Annotated in this window: 14 protein-coding genes; 7 read left to right on the plus strand and 7 right to left on the minus strand. The window is 72.4% G+C overall.

Annotated features, from left to right (window positions below):
• Nucleotides 1–5 precede the first annotated feature (5 nt).
• From mfd to AB0E24_RS03585, 7 genes are all read right to left on the minus strand, one after another.
• Nucleotides 6–3,542 carry a transcription-repair coupling factor gene (gene mfd, locus AB0E24_RS03555; protein ID WP_102937447.1) on the minus strand — a complete coding sequence of 1,179 codons (3,537 nt, stop codon included), beginning with the start codon at nucleotides 3,540–3,542 and terminating at the stop codon, nucleotides 6–8.
• Between the two features lie 275 nt (nucleotides 3,543–3,817).
• Complete coding sequence (locus tag AB0E24_RS03560) at nucleotides 3,818–4,690, minus strand: phosphogluconate dehydrogenase C-terminal domain-containing protein (RefSeq protein ID WP_069864675.1); 873 nt, start codon at nucleotides 4,688–4,690, stop codon at nucleotides 3,818–3,820.
• The gene (locus AB0E24_RS03565) at nucleotides 4,690–5,496 is read right to left on the minus strand and encodes a sugar phosphate isomerase/epimerase family protein (protein ID WP_359374660.1); all 807 of its coding nucleotides are present in this window, start codon (nucleotides 5,494–5,496) and stop codon (nucleotides 4,690–4,692) included. Before AB0E24_RS03565 ends, AB0E24_RS03560 begins: the two co-directional genes overlap by 1 nt.
• Before the next feature lies 1 nt (nucleotide 5,497).
• Nucleotides 5,498–6,301 (minus strand): triose-phosphate isomerase family protein, encoded by an 804-nt coding sequence (locus AB0E24_RS03570; RefSeq protein WP_099014715.1) that lies wholly within the window; start codon nucleotides 6,299–6,301, stop codon nucleotides 5,498–5,500.
• Entirely contained in the window at nucleotides 6,301–6,771 is a 471-nt protein-coding gene (locus tag AB0E24_RS03575; protein WP_069864682.1) for a ribose-5-phosphate isomerase, read from the minus strand. Before AB0E24_RS03575 ends, AB0E24_RS03570 begins: the two co-directional genes overlap by 1 nt.
• Before the next feature lie 30 nt (nucleotides 6,772–6,801).
• Nucleotides 6,802–8,583 carry a dihydroxyacetone kinase family protein gene (locus AB0E24_RS03580; protein ID WP_359374663.1) on the minus strand — a complete coding sequence of 594 codons (1,782 nt, stop codon included), beginning with the start codon at nucleotides 8,581–8,583 and terminating at the stop codon, nucleotides 6,802–6,804.
• A 65-nt stretch (nucleotides 8,584–8,648) separates the two neighbouring features.
• The gene (locus tag AB0E24_RS03585; protein WP_093704757.1) at nucleotides 8,649–10,016 is read right to left on the minus strand and encodes an MFS transporter; all 1,368 of its coding nucleotides are present in this window, start codon (nucleotides 10,014–10,016) and stop codon (nucleotides 8,649–8,651) included.
• A gap of 230 nt (nucleotides 10,017–10,246) precedes the next feature.
• On the opposite strand from AB0E24_RS03585, the gene AB0E24_RS03590 reads away from it, so the two are divergent.
• The 7 genes from AB0E24_RS03590 (at nucleotide 10,247) to AB0E24_RS03620 (ending at nucleotide 14,253) form a co-directional block, all read left to right on the plus strand.
• On the plus strand, nucleotides 10,247–11,005 hold the full coding sequence (locus AB0E24_RS03590; RefSeq protein ID WP_102937451.1) for a FadR/GntR family transcriptional regulator: 759 nt from the start codon (nucleotides 10,247–10,249) through the stop codon (nucleotides 11,003–11,005).
• 224 nt (nucleotides 11,006–11,229) lie between these two features.
• The gene (locus AB0E24_RS03595) at nucleotides 11,230–11,541 is read left to right on the plus strand and encodes a gas vesicle protein GvpO (protein WP_069865555.1); all 312 of its coding nucleotides are present in this window, start codon (nucleotides 11,230–11,232) and stop codon (nucleotides 11,539–11,541) included.
• A gap of 26 nt (nucleotides 11,542–11,567) precedes the next feature.
• Nucleotides 11,568–12,077, plus strand: a complete 510-nt coding sequence (gene gvpJ / locus AB0E24_RS03600; protein ID WP_099014712.1) for a gas vesicle protein GvpJ — start codon at nucleotides 11,568–11,570, stop codon at nucleotides 12,075–12,077.
• 3 nt (nucleotides 12,078–12,080) lie between these two features.
• Entirely contained in the window at nucleotides 12,081–12,809 is a 729-nt protein-coding gene (locus tag AB0E24_RS03605) for a GvpL/GvpF family gas vesicle protein (protein ID WP_359374666.1), read from the plus strand.
• A gap of 1 nt (nucleotide 12,810) precedes the next feature.
• Complete coding sequence (locus AB0E24_RS03610; RefSeq protein WP_102937453.1) at nucleotides 12,811–13,074, plus strand: gas vesicle protein GvpG; 264 nt, start codon at nucleotides 12,811–12,813, stop codon at nucleotides 13,072–13,074.
• Nucleotides 13,067–13,435 carry a gas vesicle protein gene (locus tag AB0E24_RS03615; protein ID WP_069864694.1) on the plus strand — a complete coding sequence of 123 codons (369 nt, stop codon included), beginning with the start codon at nucleotides 13,067–13,069 and terminating at the stop codon, nucleotides 13,433–13,435. Before AB0E24_RS03610 ends, AB0E24_RS03615 begins: the two co-directional genes overlap by 8 nt.
• The gene (locus AB0E24_RS03620; protein ID WP_359374668.1) at nucleotides 13,432–14,253 is read left to right on the plus strand and encodes a GvpL/GvpF family gas vesicle protein; all 822 of its coding nucleotides are present in this window, start codon (nucleotides 13,432–13,434) and stop codon (nucleotides 14,251–14,253) included. The genes AB0E24_RS03615 and AB0E24_RS03620 overlap by 4 nt, the downstream gene beginning before the upstream one ends.
• The last annotated feature ends 54 nt before the right edge of the window (nucleotides 14,254–14,307 follow it).

Here is a 14,307-nt window from a genome sequence, read left to right on the forward strand (position 1 = left end):
CGCCCTCACGACCCCAGGATCGTCGTCAAGAACTCCCCGGTCCAGGCCAGCAGCTCCCGTCCCACCAGCGGCTTTCCACCGATTCTGGCGGTGGCGGGGCGGGGTACCAGGACCTGCTTGGTGGTCGGCTTGATCACCGAGCGCTGGTAGAGGCGCTTGAGGCGCAGCTCCTGGGATTCGCGGAGCTCCACCGGGGAGAAGCGGATGTTGGCGCCCTGGAGGGTGATGTCGGTGACGCCGCAGGCGCGGGCCAGCAGGCGCAGCCCGGCGACCAGGAGGAGGTTCTCCACCGGTTCGGGGAGCTTGCCGTAGCGGTCGGTGAGCTCCTCGCGGACGGCACGGATGTCGTCCTCGCTGGTGGCGGTGGCGATGGCGCGGTACGCCTGGAGGCGCAGACGCTCGCCCGGGGCGTAGTCGTGCGGAACGTGCGCGTCGACCGGAAGCTCGATCTTGACCTCCAGCGGCGCCTCCGCGACCTCGCCGTCGCCCGCCTCGATCGAGGCGCGGTAGTCGGCGACGGCCTCGCCGACCATCCGGACGTAGAGGTCGAAGCCGACGCCGGCGATATGGCCGGACTGCTCACCGCCGAGCAGATTGCCCGCGCCGCGGATCTCCAGGTCCTTCATCGCCACATACATGCCCGCGCCCATCTCGGTGTGCTGGGCGATCGTGGCCAGCCGCTCATGGGCGGTCTCCGTGAGCGGCTTCTCGGGCGGGTAGAGGAAGTACGCGTAACCGCGCTCGCGGCCGCGGCCGACCCGGCCGCGCAGCTGGTGCAGCTGGGAGAGGCCGAAGTTGTCGCCGCGCTCGACGATCAGGGTGTTGGCGTTGGAGATGTCGATACCGGATTCGACGATGGTCGTGGAGACCAGGACGTCGAACTTCTTCTCCCAGAAGTCGACCACGACCTGCTCCAGGGCGCTCTCCGACATCTGGCCGTGGGCGGTGGCGATCCGCGCCTCGGGGACGATCTCGCGCAGCCGGGCGGCCGCCCGGTCGATGGACTCCACCCGGTTGTGGATGTAGAAGACCTGGCCCTCGCGGAGCAGCTCACGCCGGATGGCGGCGCCGATCTGCTTCTGCTCGTACGGCCCGACGAAGGTCAGCACCGGGTGGCGCTCCTCCGGCGGGGTGGTGATCGTGGACATCTCGCGGATGCCGGTGACCGCCATCTCCAGGGTGCGCGGGATGGGGGTGGCGGACATGGTCAGCACGTCCACATTGGCGCGGAGCTTCTTCAGCTGCTCCTTGTGCTCGACGCCGAAGCGCTGCTCCTCGTCCACGATGACCAGGCCCAGGTCCTTGAACTTGGTTTCGGAGGAGAAGAGCCGGTGGGTGCCGATGACGATGTCGACGGCCCCGTCCCGCAGCCCCTCCAGCACCGCCTTGGCCTCGGTGTCGGTCTGGAAGCGGGAGAGCGCCTTGACGTTGACCGGGAACTGGCCGTACCGCTCGCCGAAGGTGCCGAAGTGCTGCTGCACCAGCAGGGTCGTGGGCACGAGCACCGCGACCTGCTTGCCGTCCTGGACCGCCTTGAAGGCCGCGCGGACCGCGATCTCGGTCTTGCCGTAGCCGACGTCGCCGCAGATCAGCCGGTCCATCGGAACCGACTTCTCCATGTCCTCCTTGACCTCGGCGATGGTGGTGAGCTGGTCGGGGGTCTCCACGTACGGGAAGGCGTCCTCCAGCTCCCGCTGCCAGGGGGTGTCCGCGCCGAAGGCATGGCCGGGCGCCGCCATCCGTGCCGAATAGAGCTTGATCAGGTCGGCGGCGATCTCCTTGACGGCCTTCTTGGCGCGCGCCTTGGTCTTGGTCCAGTCGGCCCCGCCGAGCCGGTGCAGGGTCGGCGCCTCCCCGCCCACGTACTTGGTGACCTGCTCCAGCTGGTCGGTGGGGACGAAGAGCCGGTCGCCGGGCTGGCCGCGCTTGGCCGGGGCGTACTCGACCACCAGATACTCGCGGGTGGCGCCCTGGACGGTGCGCTGCACCATCTCGATGTAGCGCCCGACGCCGTGCTGCTCATGGACGATGAAGTCGCCCGCCTCGAGGGTGAGCGGATCGATGGTCTTACGGCGGCGCGCGGGCATCCGCGCCCCGTCCTTGCCCGCGGCCTTCTGCCCGGACAGATCCGTCTCGGTCAGCACGGCCAGCTTCAGGCCCGGGTCGACAAAGCCGTAGTCGATCGAACCGCAGGCCACATGCACCACGGACGGCTTGATCTCGGTGAGGTCGCCGTCCAGCCGGGCCGCGATCCCCTCGCCGCCGAGCACCTCGACGGTGCGGGAGGCGGGGCCGTGGCCCTCGGTCACATAGACCGTGCGCCAGCCCTCGGCGAGCCAGCCCTTGGTGTCGGCCAGCGCCCGGGCGGTGTCGCCGCGGTAGCTCTCGGTGGCGTGCATCCCCAGCTTGACGGTGTCCTCGGCGAGCTCCTCATCGGCCGCGAAGGGGCTCACCGACCACCACATCATGCCCAGCTCACGGGCGCGGTCGCGGACGTCCGCGATGCTCCACAGGGAGGCCGCGCCGACGTCGATCGGGGCCTCCCCTCCCCCGGCGGTGGCCGCCCAGGACGCCTGGAGGAACTCCTGGCTGGTGGCCACCAGGTCCGCCGCCCGGGTGCGCACCCGCTCCGGCTCGCAGACGACCGTCATACTGCCCGCCGGGAGGACGTCAAGCAGCAGCTCCATGTCGTCCACCAGCACGGGGGCCAGGGACTCCATGCCCTCGACCGCGATCCCCTCGGCGATCTTGCCGAGCAGTTCGCCCAGCTCGGGGTGGGCCGCGGCGAGGGCCGCGGCCCGCTCCCGCACCTCGTCGGTCAGCAGCAGCTCCCGGCAGGGCGGCGCCCACAGCCCGTGCTCGGCGACCTCCAGGGAGCGCTGGTCGGCCACCTTGAAGTAGCGGATCTCCTCGACGTCGTCGCCCCAGAACTCGATCCGGAGCGGATGCTCCTCGGTCGGCGGGAAGACGTCCAGGATGCCGCCGCGCACGGCGAACTCGCCGCGCTTCTCGACCAGCTCGACCCGGGAGTACGCGGCGGCCGCGAGCCCGTCCACGATCTCCTCCAGATCGGCGGTCCGCCCGGCCCGCAGACTCACAGGCTCCAGGTCCCCGAGCCCCTTGACCTGCGGCTGGAGCACGGACCGCACGGGCGCGACCACAACCGAGACGGGGCCGGCCGCCGGATCGTCCTGGCGCGGATGGGCCAGCCTGCGCAGCACCGCGAGGCGCCGCCCGACCGTGTCCGAGCGCGGTGAGAGCCGCTCATGCGGCAGCGTCTCCCAGGACGGGTACTCCACGATCCCGTCCGGGGGCAGCAGCGAGCGCAGCGCCGCCGCCAGGTCCTCCGCCTCCCGGCCGGTGGCGGTCACGGCGAGCACGGGACGGCCCGCGGAGCGCGCCAGCGCGGCGATGGCGAACGGGCGGGCGGCCGGCGGGCCGACCAGATCGACGTGGGGACGACGGCCGTCGGCGGCACCGCGCACCGCCTCGGCGAGCGCGGGGTCCCTTACGACGACGTCGAGCAGACCGGTGAGGCTCATAAAGGGGTATTCCATCCCGGAGGCGGACAACGCGAACGACCCGACACGTGTCACGGGCCGGGGGTCTTCCAGAGTACGGCCACCCGCCGACAGCCCGCGCCGGGTCCGGCCGGGACACCGAAAAGCGCCGCCCGGGACACCCGAAGGCCCCCACACCTCACTCATCCCGAACGCATCCCGGACGCCACGGCGGACCGAGCCGACGAAGCCCCCGGTCGCGGTGCGCTCCCCCGTGAGCGCACCGTGACCGGGGGCGTACCGCACAGCGTTCGGCGTCACGCCGTGCGGCGGATCTCCTTGATCTTGAGCATGCGGGTGATGACCTTGTCGAGCTCCTCGTCCTGGAAGACCTTCTTCCAGTCGTCCCGCACGATCGACTCCCGTCCGTAGTCCATCGCGATCAGGCAGGCGTCGGAGAACGGGTTGTCGCCCTTGAGGGTGTTGGCGAGGGCGACCTGGGTGTGGCCGAGGAGCATCGCACGGGCGGCCGGCTCCGGGACGCCCACCGTGTGGACGGTCTCGTGCAGGGCCTCCGTCAGCAGCGCGCCGACCATGCAGGCGATGGTCTCCACGAGGGTGGGCTCCAGCACGGCCAGCTGCTTCACGGTCACCCAGTGGACGTCCACGACCGGGGCGTACATCGTGCGGATCACGGTCTCGGTCAGCTCGCGCGCCGCCGCGTCCGCGGACTCGAACGCGGCGACGACCTCCTGCGGCGCGGCGATCCCGCCGAAGGTGTCGGCCCACTCCTCCTTGGTGGTGCGCTCCAGGAAGACCGACGGGTGGCAGGGGTGCGCACAGGCGTTGGCGACGTCGTCGCGCCGGGCGAGCAGCCCCGCGTACGCGGCGGCCGGGTCCAGGGTGAGGACGACCGAGCCAGGCTTCATCACCGGCACCAGCGCCTCGGACACCGCGCCGAGGACGCGGTCGGGGACGGCGAGGACGACCACGTCCGCCTCGGCCGCCGCCTTGGCGGAGTCGATGACCTCGCGGCCCAGTTCGGCCAGGACCTCCTGGCCCTTGGGGGAGTTCTCGCTGAACAGGACGCGGAAGTCGCTCCGCTCCAGGTTCGCCGAGACGCGCAGGCCCATCTTTCCGGCGGCGCCGATGACGGCGACGGTCGTGGGCTCGGTGGCGGGGGTGGCCATCAGGTGCTCCTCATCAGGGTGTTCAGGGTGCGGACACTGTGCTGTGTCCACTGGTCCTCGAGCCGGGCGGTCTCCTCGAAGCCGCCCTGCCACGGGAGCCAGTGCTCCACGATCTGGTTGACGCCCTTCTCCTCCGGGCCGACCGCGGCGATCATGCCGTCGTAGTCGAGCAGCCCCTCGCCGAGCGGGCAGCCGGCGAGGGTGAAGCCGACCCAGCCGTCCCGGCGGGTGAAGGCGAAGTCCTTGACGTGGATGTTGACCACGTACGGGGCGGTGCGGCCGATCACATCGGCCGGCCGCTCCAGACGGGCCACGCTGTTGCCCGGGTCCAGGCAGACGCCGAGGTGCGGGCTGTCCACGCCGGTGACGACGGCCAGCAGGTCGTCCGTCGAGACTTGTTCATACGTCTCGAGACCGAGGGTGACGCCGCGCTCGGCGTAGGCGGGCACCGCCTCGCGCAGCAGCCCGACCGCCTCACGGACGGACGGCCGGTGGTCGGCGGTGTTCAGCATGGATCGGACGAAGCGGGCACCCAGCTGCTCCGCGAGGTCCAGATAGGTCAGCAGATGCGCGGGGCGGACCCCGCGCGTGCCCAGTTCCAGCCGGATGCCGAGGGAGTCGGCGGTGGCGCGCACCTCCGCGAGCAGTTCGTCGGAGAGGGTCTCGATCAGCGGGTAGTCGCAGATCTGGAAGACGTCGGCGCCCAGCTCATGGGTGCGCCGGAGCATGTCCGCCAGCGTCAGCGGCCGGGGCGCCCCGGAGGAGATCTGCCAGAAGAAGGCGTAGGTGCTCAGTCCCAGGGCCATCTCACCCCACCCCCGCCACAGTCGTCCCGTGCAGGGCCACGGCCTCGTCCAGGACCGCCTCGAACGCGCCCGGGTCATGGGCGAAACGGCCCAGGAAGAGCCCGCCGACCTCGGGGCCGAGCCGGGTGAGCAGCCCCGGTCCGGCGCTGCCGCCGTAGACCACCCGGCTGCCCGCGAGTTCCGCCCGCTCCACCAGCCGGGTGCTCAGGGCGGTGCACACGGCGCGGATGTGCTCGGGCGAGGCGGGCTCGGGGGCGCCGATGGCCCACTGCGGCTCGTACGCCACGACCACCGGGCCGAGCGCCCCGGCCCGTCCGGCCGCCGCGAGGGCGGACTCGACCTCGGCGGCGCAGCGCTCGGCCGCCCGCCCGGGGTCGGTGCGCTCCGGCTCACCGACGCACAGCACGGGGGTGAGACCGTGGCGCAGCGCGGCGGCGGTCTTGGCCGCCACGACCGTCTCGTCCTCGTGGAAGAGCCGGCGCCGCTCGGCATGGCCCACCTCGGCGTAGGCACAGCCGATCTCCTTGAGCTGGGCGCCGCTCACCTCGCCGGTGAACGCGCCGGGTTCCTCGGCGCTCAGGTCCTGTGCCCCGATCCGGACCCCGGTCCCGGCGAGCAGCCCGGCGGCCGGGACCAGCGTCGGGAAGGAGGGCAGGACGAACGTCTCGGCGAGGCCGCCGGTGACGGCCGGGTGCCGCTCGGCGATCGCCGCGATGCGACGGCACCAGTTGAGCGTCCGATGGTGCCCGAAGTACATCTTCAGGCTGACGCCGATGGTGACGGACGGGAGATGCGGGGCGGACATCAGGCGGCCGTGCCCTCTTCGTAGGCACACATCAGCTCGACCTTGGCGGCCGAGGCCGAGGAGGTGTCGAAGCGGTAGGTGAGCCACTCCCGGGCGAGGCGGCGGGCGAGTTCGAGCCCCACGACGCGCTGGCCGAAGGTGAGCACCTGGGCGTTGTTGCTGAGGATGGCGCGTTCGACGGAGAAGCTGTCGTGGGCGGTGACGGCCCTGATGCCCTTGACCTTGTTGGCCGCGATGGCGACCCCGAGTCCGGTACCGCACACCAGCAGCGCCCGGTCGGCCTCGCCCGCGGCCACGAGTTCGGCGGCGGCGATCGCGACCTTCGGGTAGGCGGTGTGCCCATCGGCGTCCACGCCCACGTCCGTCACGGCCGCGACGAACTCGCTGGCCTCAAGGTCCCGCTTCAGAACCTCCTTGTAGTCGTATCCGGCGTCATCGGATCCGACGACGATACGGAGCTTGTCGTTCATCTCAGCCTTTCTTGGCGGTGGGCTAGGGGGCTAGGCGGTGGATTCGGCGGTGGGCTTTGCCGTGGCACCGGCGAGGGCGCCGTGCACGGCGCGGACGATCAGGGCGAGGGACACCGCACCGGCGTCGGGGGTGCCCAGCGACTTCTCGGCGTGCGGCCGGGCACGGCCCAGCCGGGGCAGGAGACCGGCGGTGGCCTCGGCGGCGGCGTCGGCGGCGGTGGCCGCGGTGTCCCAGGCGGCGGCCAGCGGCGCTCCCCCGCCGACCGCGTCGCTCAGCGCGTCGGCGAACGGGACCAGGGCGTCGACCATCGTCTTGTCGCCGGTCTCCGCCTTGCCGAGGCGCATCACTCCGTCGGCGGCGGCGTCCACGCCGACGCTGACGGCGTGCGCGTCGGGCCGTTCGGTGTCGCCGAGTGCCGTGCCGAGCGCCCGCAGGATGACCCCCCACAGCGCCCCGGAGGTGCCACCGGCCCGGTCGGCCCAGGCGTCGGCGGCGTGGTGCAGCAGGGTGCCCGCGCCCGCGCCCCGCTCCAGGGCCCGGCGTCCGGCCGCGTGCGCCGCCTCGGAGCCGCGCCGCATGCCGATGCCGTGGTCGCCGTCGCCCGCGACCGCGTCGATGCGGCCGAGCTCATCGGCGTGGGCCCGGACGGTCGCCTCGATGGCGCCGAGCGCCGCCAGCGCGGTGCGGGCCGCGGCGCGGGAGGGCTCGCTCGCCTCGGGGACGGCGGTGTTCTCAACGGGGTCCGGGTCCGCGGTCGCGGACGGTTCGCCGGTCGTGGACGGTTCGGCGGCCGCGACCGGTACGACCGTCCCCTTCCGGTACGCGGGGGCCTCGGCCGGGGCCGTCCACAGCGGCTCCAGCTCATCGGTCAGCCAGAAGAGGGTGAGCGAGACGCCCGCCATGTCGAAGCTGGTGACCAGCTCGCCCACCTCGGGGTCGACCGTTTCGACCCCCGCCTCGGCGAGCAGCCGCGCCACCTGGCGGTAGACGACGAACAACTCCTCGTACTTGACCGAGCCCAGGCCGTTGAGGATCACGCCCGCCCGCTGTCCGCGGGAGCTTTCCATCCCCTCCGGCAGCTCGTGGAGCAGGGTGGAGACCAGCAGCTCGGCGGCCTCGTCGGCGCTGGGCACCGGGCGCTCGGCCAGCCCCGGTTCGCCGTGGATGCCCAGGCCCACCGCCATCCGGCCCGCCGGGACCGTGAAGAGCGGGGCGTCCGCACCGGGCAGGGTGCAGCCGGAGAAGGCGATGCCGAACGAACGGGTCCTGGCGTTGGCCAGCCTCGCGAGCCGGACCACCTCCGCCAGGGGCAGCCCCGCCTCGGCCGCCGCGGCGGCGGTCTTGAACACCGCGAGGTCGCCCGCGACCCCGCGCCGCTTCTCCGACTCCCCGGCCGCGGCGCTGGAGACGTCGTCGGTCACGGCGAGCGTCGCGCAGGGGACGCCCTCGGCGGTGAGGCGCTCCGCGGCCTGGCCGAAGTGCAGGACATCGCCCGCGTAGTTGCCGAACGCCAGCAGCACCCCGCCGCCGGACTGCGCCGCCCTGGCCACCTGGTGCACCTGCTGGGCCGAGGGCGAGGCGAAGACATTGCCGACGGCGGCACCGTGCGCCAGGCCCTGCCCCACCAGACCGGAGAAGGCCGGGTAGTGGCCGGAGCCGCCGCCGACGACCACGGCCACCTGGCCGGGGGCGGTGGCGGTGGCCCGGACGACGCCGCCGGGGACGCGCCGGACCAGGCGCCGGTGGGCGGCGGCGAAGCCCTCCAGGGCCTCGTCCGCGAAGGCGGCTGGGTTGTTGAAGAGTCGTGTCATGGCTGGCGGTCTCCCGGGGCCGCGGGGGGGGGTGCTCGGTGCTGGGGCTGGACGGCGGGCGGGGGTCAGTGCCCGGCGGTGATCAGCTCCTGTTCGGGGGCGGGGGCCGTGGGTCCGCGGCGGGCGGCGAGCAGCACCATCAGCACGGCGGACAGGAGCATGAAGCCGCCGACGAGGAACAGCGGCGCGTAGTAGGAGCCACTGAGGTCCCGCAGCCAGCCGGTGATGTAGCTCGCGGCGAAGCCCGCCACGTTCCCGGCGGTGTTGATCAGGGCGATACCGGCGGCCGCGGCGCCTCCGGTGAGGAACCGCGAGGGCAGCGACCAGAAGGCGGGCAGCGCCGCGAAGATCGAGCAGGCGGTGACGGTGATCACGGCGACGGTCGCGGTCGGCGAGCCCATGGACAGGGCCAGCGGGATGCTGACGCCGCCGACCACCGCGGGCCCGGCCACATGCCAGGCGCGCACCCCGTGCCGGGTGGCGTGCCGGGACCAGAAGAACAGGACGATCGCGGCGGGCAGATAGGGGATGGCGGTGATCAGCCCCTTGTCCATCACGCTGAAGTGGGTCCCGAACTGGTCCTCGAAGCCGCTGATGATGGTGGGCAGGAAGAACGCCAGGGCGTACAGGCCGTAGATGAAGCCGAAGTAGATGAGGGCGAGGACCCACACCCGGCCGCTGGCGAACGCCGCCTTCAGCCCCTCACCCCCGCCGTGGCCGGCCGTCTTCTCGCTCTCCTCCCGTGCCAGCGCGCCGGTCAGCCAGTTCTTCTCCTCGCCGGTGAGCCACTTGGCGTCGGCCGGGCGGTCGATCAGATAGAACCAGGCGATGACGCCGAGCAGGATCGCGGGCACCGAGACGCCGAGGAACATGAAGCGCCAGCCGTCGAGGCCGAGGAACGAGCCGTGCTGGTTGATCAGCAGCCCGGCCAGCGGCGCCCCGATCACCGTGGTGAGCGGCTGGGCGAGGTAGAACAGCGCCAGGATCCGGGTGCGGTGGCGGGCCGGCACCCACTGGCTGAGGAAGAGGATCGCACCGGGGAAGAACCCGGCCTCGGCGACACCCAGCAGGAAGCGCAGCCCATACAGCTGCTCGGTGGAGTTCACCCAGGTGAAGAGCAGAGAAACGATTCCCCAGGTGACCATGATCCGGGCCAGCCAGCGGCGGGCGCCGAACCGGTGCAGCGCCATGTTGCTGGGCACTTCCAGCAGGATGTAGCCGATGAAGAAGACGCCCGAGGCGAGCCCGAACTGAGCGGCGCTGAGGCCCAGGTCCTCGCCCATCCCGTTGGGCTCCGCGAAAGAGACCGCGGTTCGGTCGAGGAAGTTCACGAAGAACATCAGGGCGACGAACGGGACGAGTCGGATCGAGATCTTCCTGATCGCCGATCTCTCGACGTCCGTCGTGACCGGGGTGACAACAGGGGTGCCCATGGCGGCTCCTCACGGGGCGGGACGGCGTTGTCCAGTGGAGTGAGCCTCACGCTAGCCACTCGTCGAAAATTGGTCACCAATTAACCAAAGTGATGAGCATCGCTTTTATCGCAGGCCAATGGCCTCTTGACAGACTCCCGCCGAGCGCTTAAGTGATGGCCGGGGATTTCCACTCCGGCCACTGGTGATGTACTGGTGTGTCCAGCCCAGACCGCTGAGGGGAACGCCACGTGAGCGCTGAGTCCGACCAGCCGAACTTCACCGCCCTGCTGCGCCCCGTCGTCCGGGAGTCGTCGGTGAGCGAGGTGGCCAAGCGGCTGCTCGACCATCTCTCCGAAGGTCATCTACAGCCCGGTATGCGGCTCCCCGCGGAGCGCCAGCTCGCCGAGGCGCTGAACGTGGCCCGGTCCAGCGTCCGTGGCGCGCTGTCCGCCCTCGACGTCCTCGGCATCATCGAGATCCGCCCCGGCTCCGGGTCGTACGTCCGGGCCGGCACCTCCGAGTTCCTGCCCCGCGCCATCAACTGGGGCCTGATGCTGGGGCAGCGCCGCACCCATGACCTGGTCGAGGTGCGCACCTTCATGGAGGGCATGTCCGCCCGCCTCGCCGCCGAACGCGCCGAACCAGCGGACGTGGAACGCCTCGAGGCCCATCTGGAGCACATGCGCGAGGCGGGCGGCGACGTCACGTCCTTCATCGACGCCGACATCGCCTTCCACCTGGAGACGGCGACCATCGCCCGCAACTCCGTGCTCAGCGACATCCTGCACAGCATCCGCTCGCTCCTCCAGGTCTGGATGGAGCGCGCGGGCGACATCGAGGGCACGGTGGCCGGCACGCTCAAGGAACACGCCGCGATCCTCCAGGCCATCCGCGACCGCGATCCGGAGGCCGCCGAGCGGGCCATGGCGGAGCATATGCACTGTGCGAGCGAGCGGCTGTGGTCCTCGCTGAGCACGGAGGAGCGGGACGAGGCGGAGGGGGCCTGAGCGCTCCGCCGGAGGCGCGCTGAGCTCGCTGGAACCTCTCCGAGCTGCCGTCGATCGTCCGCGGCACCGTCGTGGCCGGTCGCGCCCGCGCGGCGGAGCCGCATTTCGACACGGCCCCGCGCCCCTCCAGGGCGCCCCCGACCCCCGGCGGTAGCCGCCCGGCGGTCCCGCGTCCGGCCCATCCCGGCGGGCGGCCGGACATGTCCTGTGATCACCTGATGCACATGGCAGAGCGAGAGCCGCGCCCGTCGGCCACCAGGACGAGTACCCGGCCCCGGCCGCCCAAGCCGGCCGAGGCCGCCCGGCGCGCGTGTGAACAGCTCGACTCGCTGATCGTCCATGAGACCGAGGGCGTCAGCGGCGTGACCCGTGACGAGGACGGCTGGGTCGTCAGCGTGGACGTCCTCGAGGTCGCCCGGATCCCCGACACCACCAGCCTGCTGGCCACGTACGAGGTGCACATCGACCAGCGGGGCGAACTCCAGGAATACCGGAGGGTCCGCCGCTACCGGCGCGGTGCGGCCGACGACTGCTGAGACCGCTGCCGAAAGGACGCCCCGCGATGCCCACTGGCACCTACACGGAAGAGGTCGTCCGCATCCAGCGGACCGGCACCCTCTACGACTGCCTGGAACTCATCCTCGACCGGGGCATGGTGATCGACGTCTTCATCCGGGTCTCCCTCGTGGGTATCGAGATCTTGAAGATCGACGCCCGCATCGTGGTGGCCAGCGTGGACACCTACCTCCGCTTCGCCGAAGCCTGCAACCGCATGGACCTCGAATTCGACCGCAGCAAGACCGTTCCCGAACTGCTGGGCGGGGTCGCGGGCGGCGGCGGGAGCCCGGCCGGGCAGATGGCCGCCGGCCTCGGCAAGAAGAAGGCCAAGAAGGCGGTGGCAGGGGTGGGAGAGAAGGTCAAGAGGGCCGTCGGAGCCGGTGACGACGACGAGGAGGAGGAAGAGGAGCAGGAGGCGCGGGAGGGCCGCTCCCGGCGGGGTACCGCGTCCACCGCCGCCCGCCCCCGCCGCCGTTCCGCTCCGTCCTCCGGCTCCGCTTCCGAGGAGGACTGATCCATGACCGCGCCCCGCGGCGTGTACGTCTACGGCGTCGTCCGCGCCTCCCACACGGTGCCGCCCGGCCACACCGGCGTGGGCGAGCGGCCCGCCCCGGTCCGTACCCTCCGGGCCGGAGCGCTGGCCGCGGTGATCAGCGACGCCCCGGCCCGGCTGCGCGCCAAGCGCCGCGACCTCCTCGCCCACCAGGACCTCGCCCTGACGCTGGGGAAGGACGGGCCGGTGCTGCCGATGCGCTTCGGGATGGTCGCCCCCGACGAGGAGTCGGTGCGGCAGCAGCTGCTGTCCGCGCGGCACGACTGCCTGGCCGCGCTCGAACGCGTCGACGGCCGGGTCGAGATGAACCTCAAGGCCATGCCCACCGAGACCGGCCTGGGCTCGCTGGTACGGGAGGACCCCGAGGTGAGCCGGTTGCGCAGCGCCGCCCGCCGGGCCCCGGGGTACGAGGCGAGCGTGCGGCTGGGCGAGGCCGTGGCGCGCGGGCTCGAGCGCAGAGCGGCGGCCGCCGCGGCCACGGTGCTCGCGGAGCTCTCCGCCGTGGCGGACGCCGAGGTGCGCGGCCCGGCGGTCGACGGGTGCGTGCTCAACGTCTCCTTCCTGCTGCACCGGCGCGAGGAGCGGCGGTTCCACGGTGTGGTGGAGCGCTTCGCGACCGGCCACCGCGACCGGGTGGAGCTGCTGCTCACCGGCCCGCTGCCCTGCTACAGCTTCACGGAAGGCCGGGTCTGACATGGGCGTGCTGAGCCAGGTCGTGCTCTTTCCGCTGGCACCGGTGCGAGGGGTGGTGTGGATCGCGGAGCGCATGAGGGATGTCGCGGAGGAGGAGCTGTGCCATCCGTCGGTGCTGCGCGCCCGGCTCGCCGCGCTGAACGAGGCGCTGGAGTCGGGGGCGATCGGCCCCGAGGAATTCGACCGGGAGGAGGACCGGCTGCTGGACCTGCTGGAGCGATCCGGCGGCCGAGAAGGGAAGGCAAGGATGAGACACCGTGATTGAACGCGAGCCGGCGTACCCCGCTCCCGCGGTCGCCGAGCGGCACCCCTCCGACCTCGCCGAGGTCCTGGAGCGCGTGCTGGACAAGGGCATCGTGATCGCCGGGGACATCAAGATCGACCTGCTGGACATCGAACTGCTCACCATCCGGCTGCGGTTGTTCGTCTCCTCCGTGGACACCGCCCGCAAGGCCGGAATCGACTGGTGGGAAACCGATCCCGCGCTCTCCTCGCGCGCCGCGCGGGACGCCCTCACCCAGGAGAACGCGGAACTGCGCGAGCGGCTCCACGCCCTGGAGTCGCGCATCGGCTCCGAGGAGCTGAGCGCGGTCGGCGCCACCGCGGAGGAGCGGAGCGACCGATGACCCCGTCCCAAGTCCCCACCCTCAGCTACGTCTTCGCGGTCTGCCGCGGCGGCGGGCCCACCGCATCGGCCGAACGGCCTGCGGAAAGGCTGGCAGAAGGTTTGGCGGAACTCCCCGGGCTCGGCACCGGCACCCCCGTCCGTACGCTCCCGGCGGGCCCGCTCACCGCCGTGGTCCAGGACGTGCCCGCGGCCGGGTTCGGCGAGGAGGCGCTGCGACGGCAGCTCTCCGACCGCGCCGAGCTGGAGCGCTGCGCCCGCGCCCACCACGCGGTGATCACGGCGGCATCGGCGCTCGCCCCCACCGTCCCGCTGCCCCTGGCCACCCTCTACCTCGACGACCGACGCGTCCAAGAGGCCCTGGACGAACGGCAGACATCCTTCCTGACCGCCCTGGACCGGATCGCGGGCCGGGCCGAATGGGGCGTCAAGGTCTACGCGCCCACGGGACCGCCGCCCGCCCCGGAGGCCCCGTCGACAGACGGCCCCGGCAGCGGCCGCGCCTATCTGGACCGCGTCCGCACCCGCCGGCAGAGCCGCGAACAGCGCCACGCCCAGTCGCTACGGGCCGCCGAGCGGGTGGACACCGCCGTCCGGGGCCTGGCCGTGGCCGCGCGACGGCTGCGCCCGCACGGCGTCGAGGTGACCGGGAAGCACCGTACGCATGTGCTGAACGCGGCCTACCTCCTCGACCTGGGCCGGGAGCGCGAACTGCGCGCCGCCCTCGCATCGCTGCGCCACGACGAGACGGACATCCAGATCGAGCTCTCCGGCCCATGGGCCCCCTACTCCTTCGCCGACGCCGGGACGACCCCATGACCGGAGCCTCCTGGGAAACCGCCCCGGCAAAAGCCCTGTGGGAAGCGGCCCCCG

It is taken from the genome of Streptomyces malaysiensis subsp. malaysiensis (assembly GCF_040653035.1).
GTDB classification, from domain to species: domain Bacteria; phylum Actinomycetota; class Actinomycetes; order Streptomycetales; family Streptomycetaceae; genus Streptomyces; species Streptomyces malaysiensis.

Coding starts and splice junctions, on each gene's coding strand:
- mfd (WP_102937447.1), bottom strand. CDS start 3,542: ATGAGCCTCACCGGTCTGCTCGACGTCGTCGTAAGGGACCCCGCGCTC.
- AB0E24_RS03560 (WP_069864675.1), bottom strand. CDS start 4,690: ATGGCCACCCCCGCCACCGAGCCCACGACCGTCGCCGTCATCGGCGCC.
- AB0E24_RS03565 (WP_359374660.1), bottom strand. CDS start 5,496: ATGGCCCTGGGACTGAGCACCTACGCCTTCTTCTGGCAGATCTCCTCC.
- AB0E24_RS03570 (WP_099014715.1), bottom strand. CDS start 6,301: ATGTCCGCCCCGCATCTCCCGTCCGTCACCATCGGCGTCAGCCTGAAG.
- AB0E24_RS03575 (WP_069864682.1), bottom strand. CDS start 6,771: ATGAACGACAAGCTCCGTATCGTCGTCGGATCCGATGACGCCGGATAC.
- AB0E24_RS03580 (WP_359374663.1), bottom strand. CDS start 8,583: ATGACACGACTCTTCAACAACCCAGCCGCCTTCGCGGACGAGGCCCTG.
- AB0E24_RS03585 (WP_093704757.1), bottom strand. CDS start 10,016: ATGGGCACCCCTGTTGTCACCCCGGTCACGACGGACGTCGAGAGATCG.
- AB0E24_RS03595 (WP_069865555.1), top strand. CDS start 11,230: ATGGCAGAGCGAGAGCCGCGCCCGTCGGCCACCAGGACGAGTACCCGG.
- gvpJ (WP_099014712.1), top strand. CDS start 11,568: ATGCCCACTGGCACCTACACGGAAGAGGTCGTCCGCATCCAGCGGACC.
- AB0E24_RS03605 (WP_359374666.1), top strand. CDS start 12,081: ATGACCGCGCCCCGCGGCGTGTACGTCTACGGCGTCGTCCGCGCCTCC.
- AB0E24_RS03610 (WP_102937453.1), top strand. CDS start 12,811: ATGGGCGTGCTGAGCCAGGTCGTGCTCTTTCCGCTGGCACCGGTGCGA.
- AB0E24_RS03620 (WP_359374668.1), top strand. CDS start 13,432: ATGACCCCGTCCCAAGTCCCCACCCTCAGCTACGTCTTCGCGGTCTGC.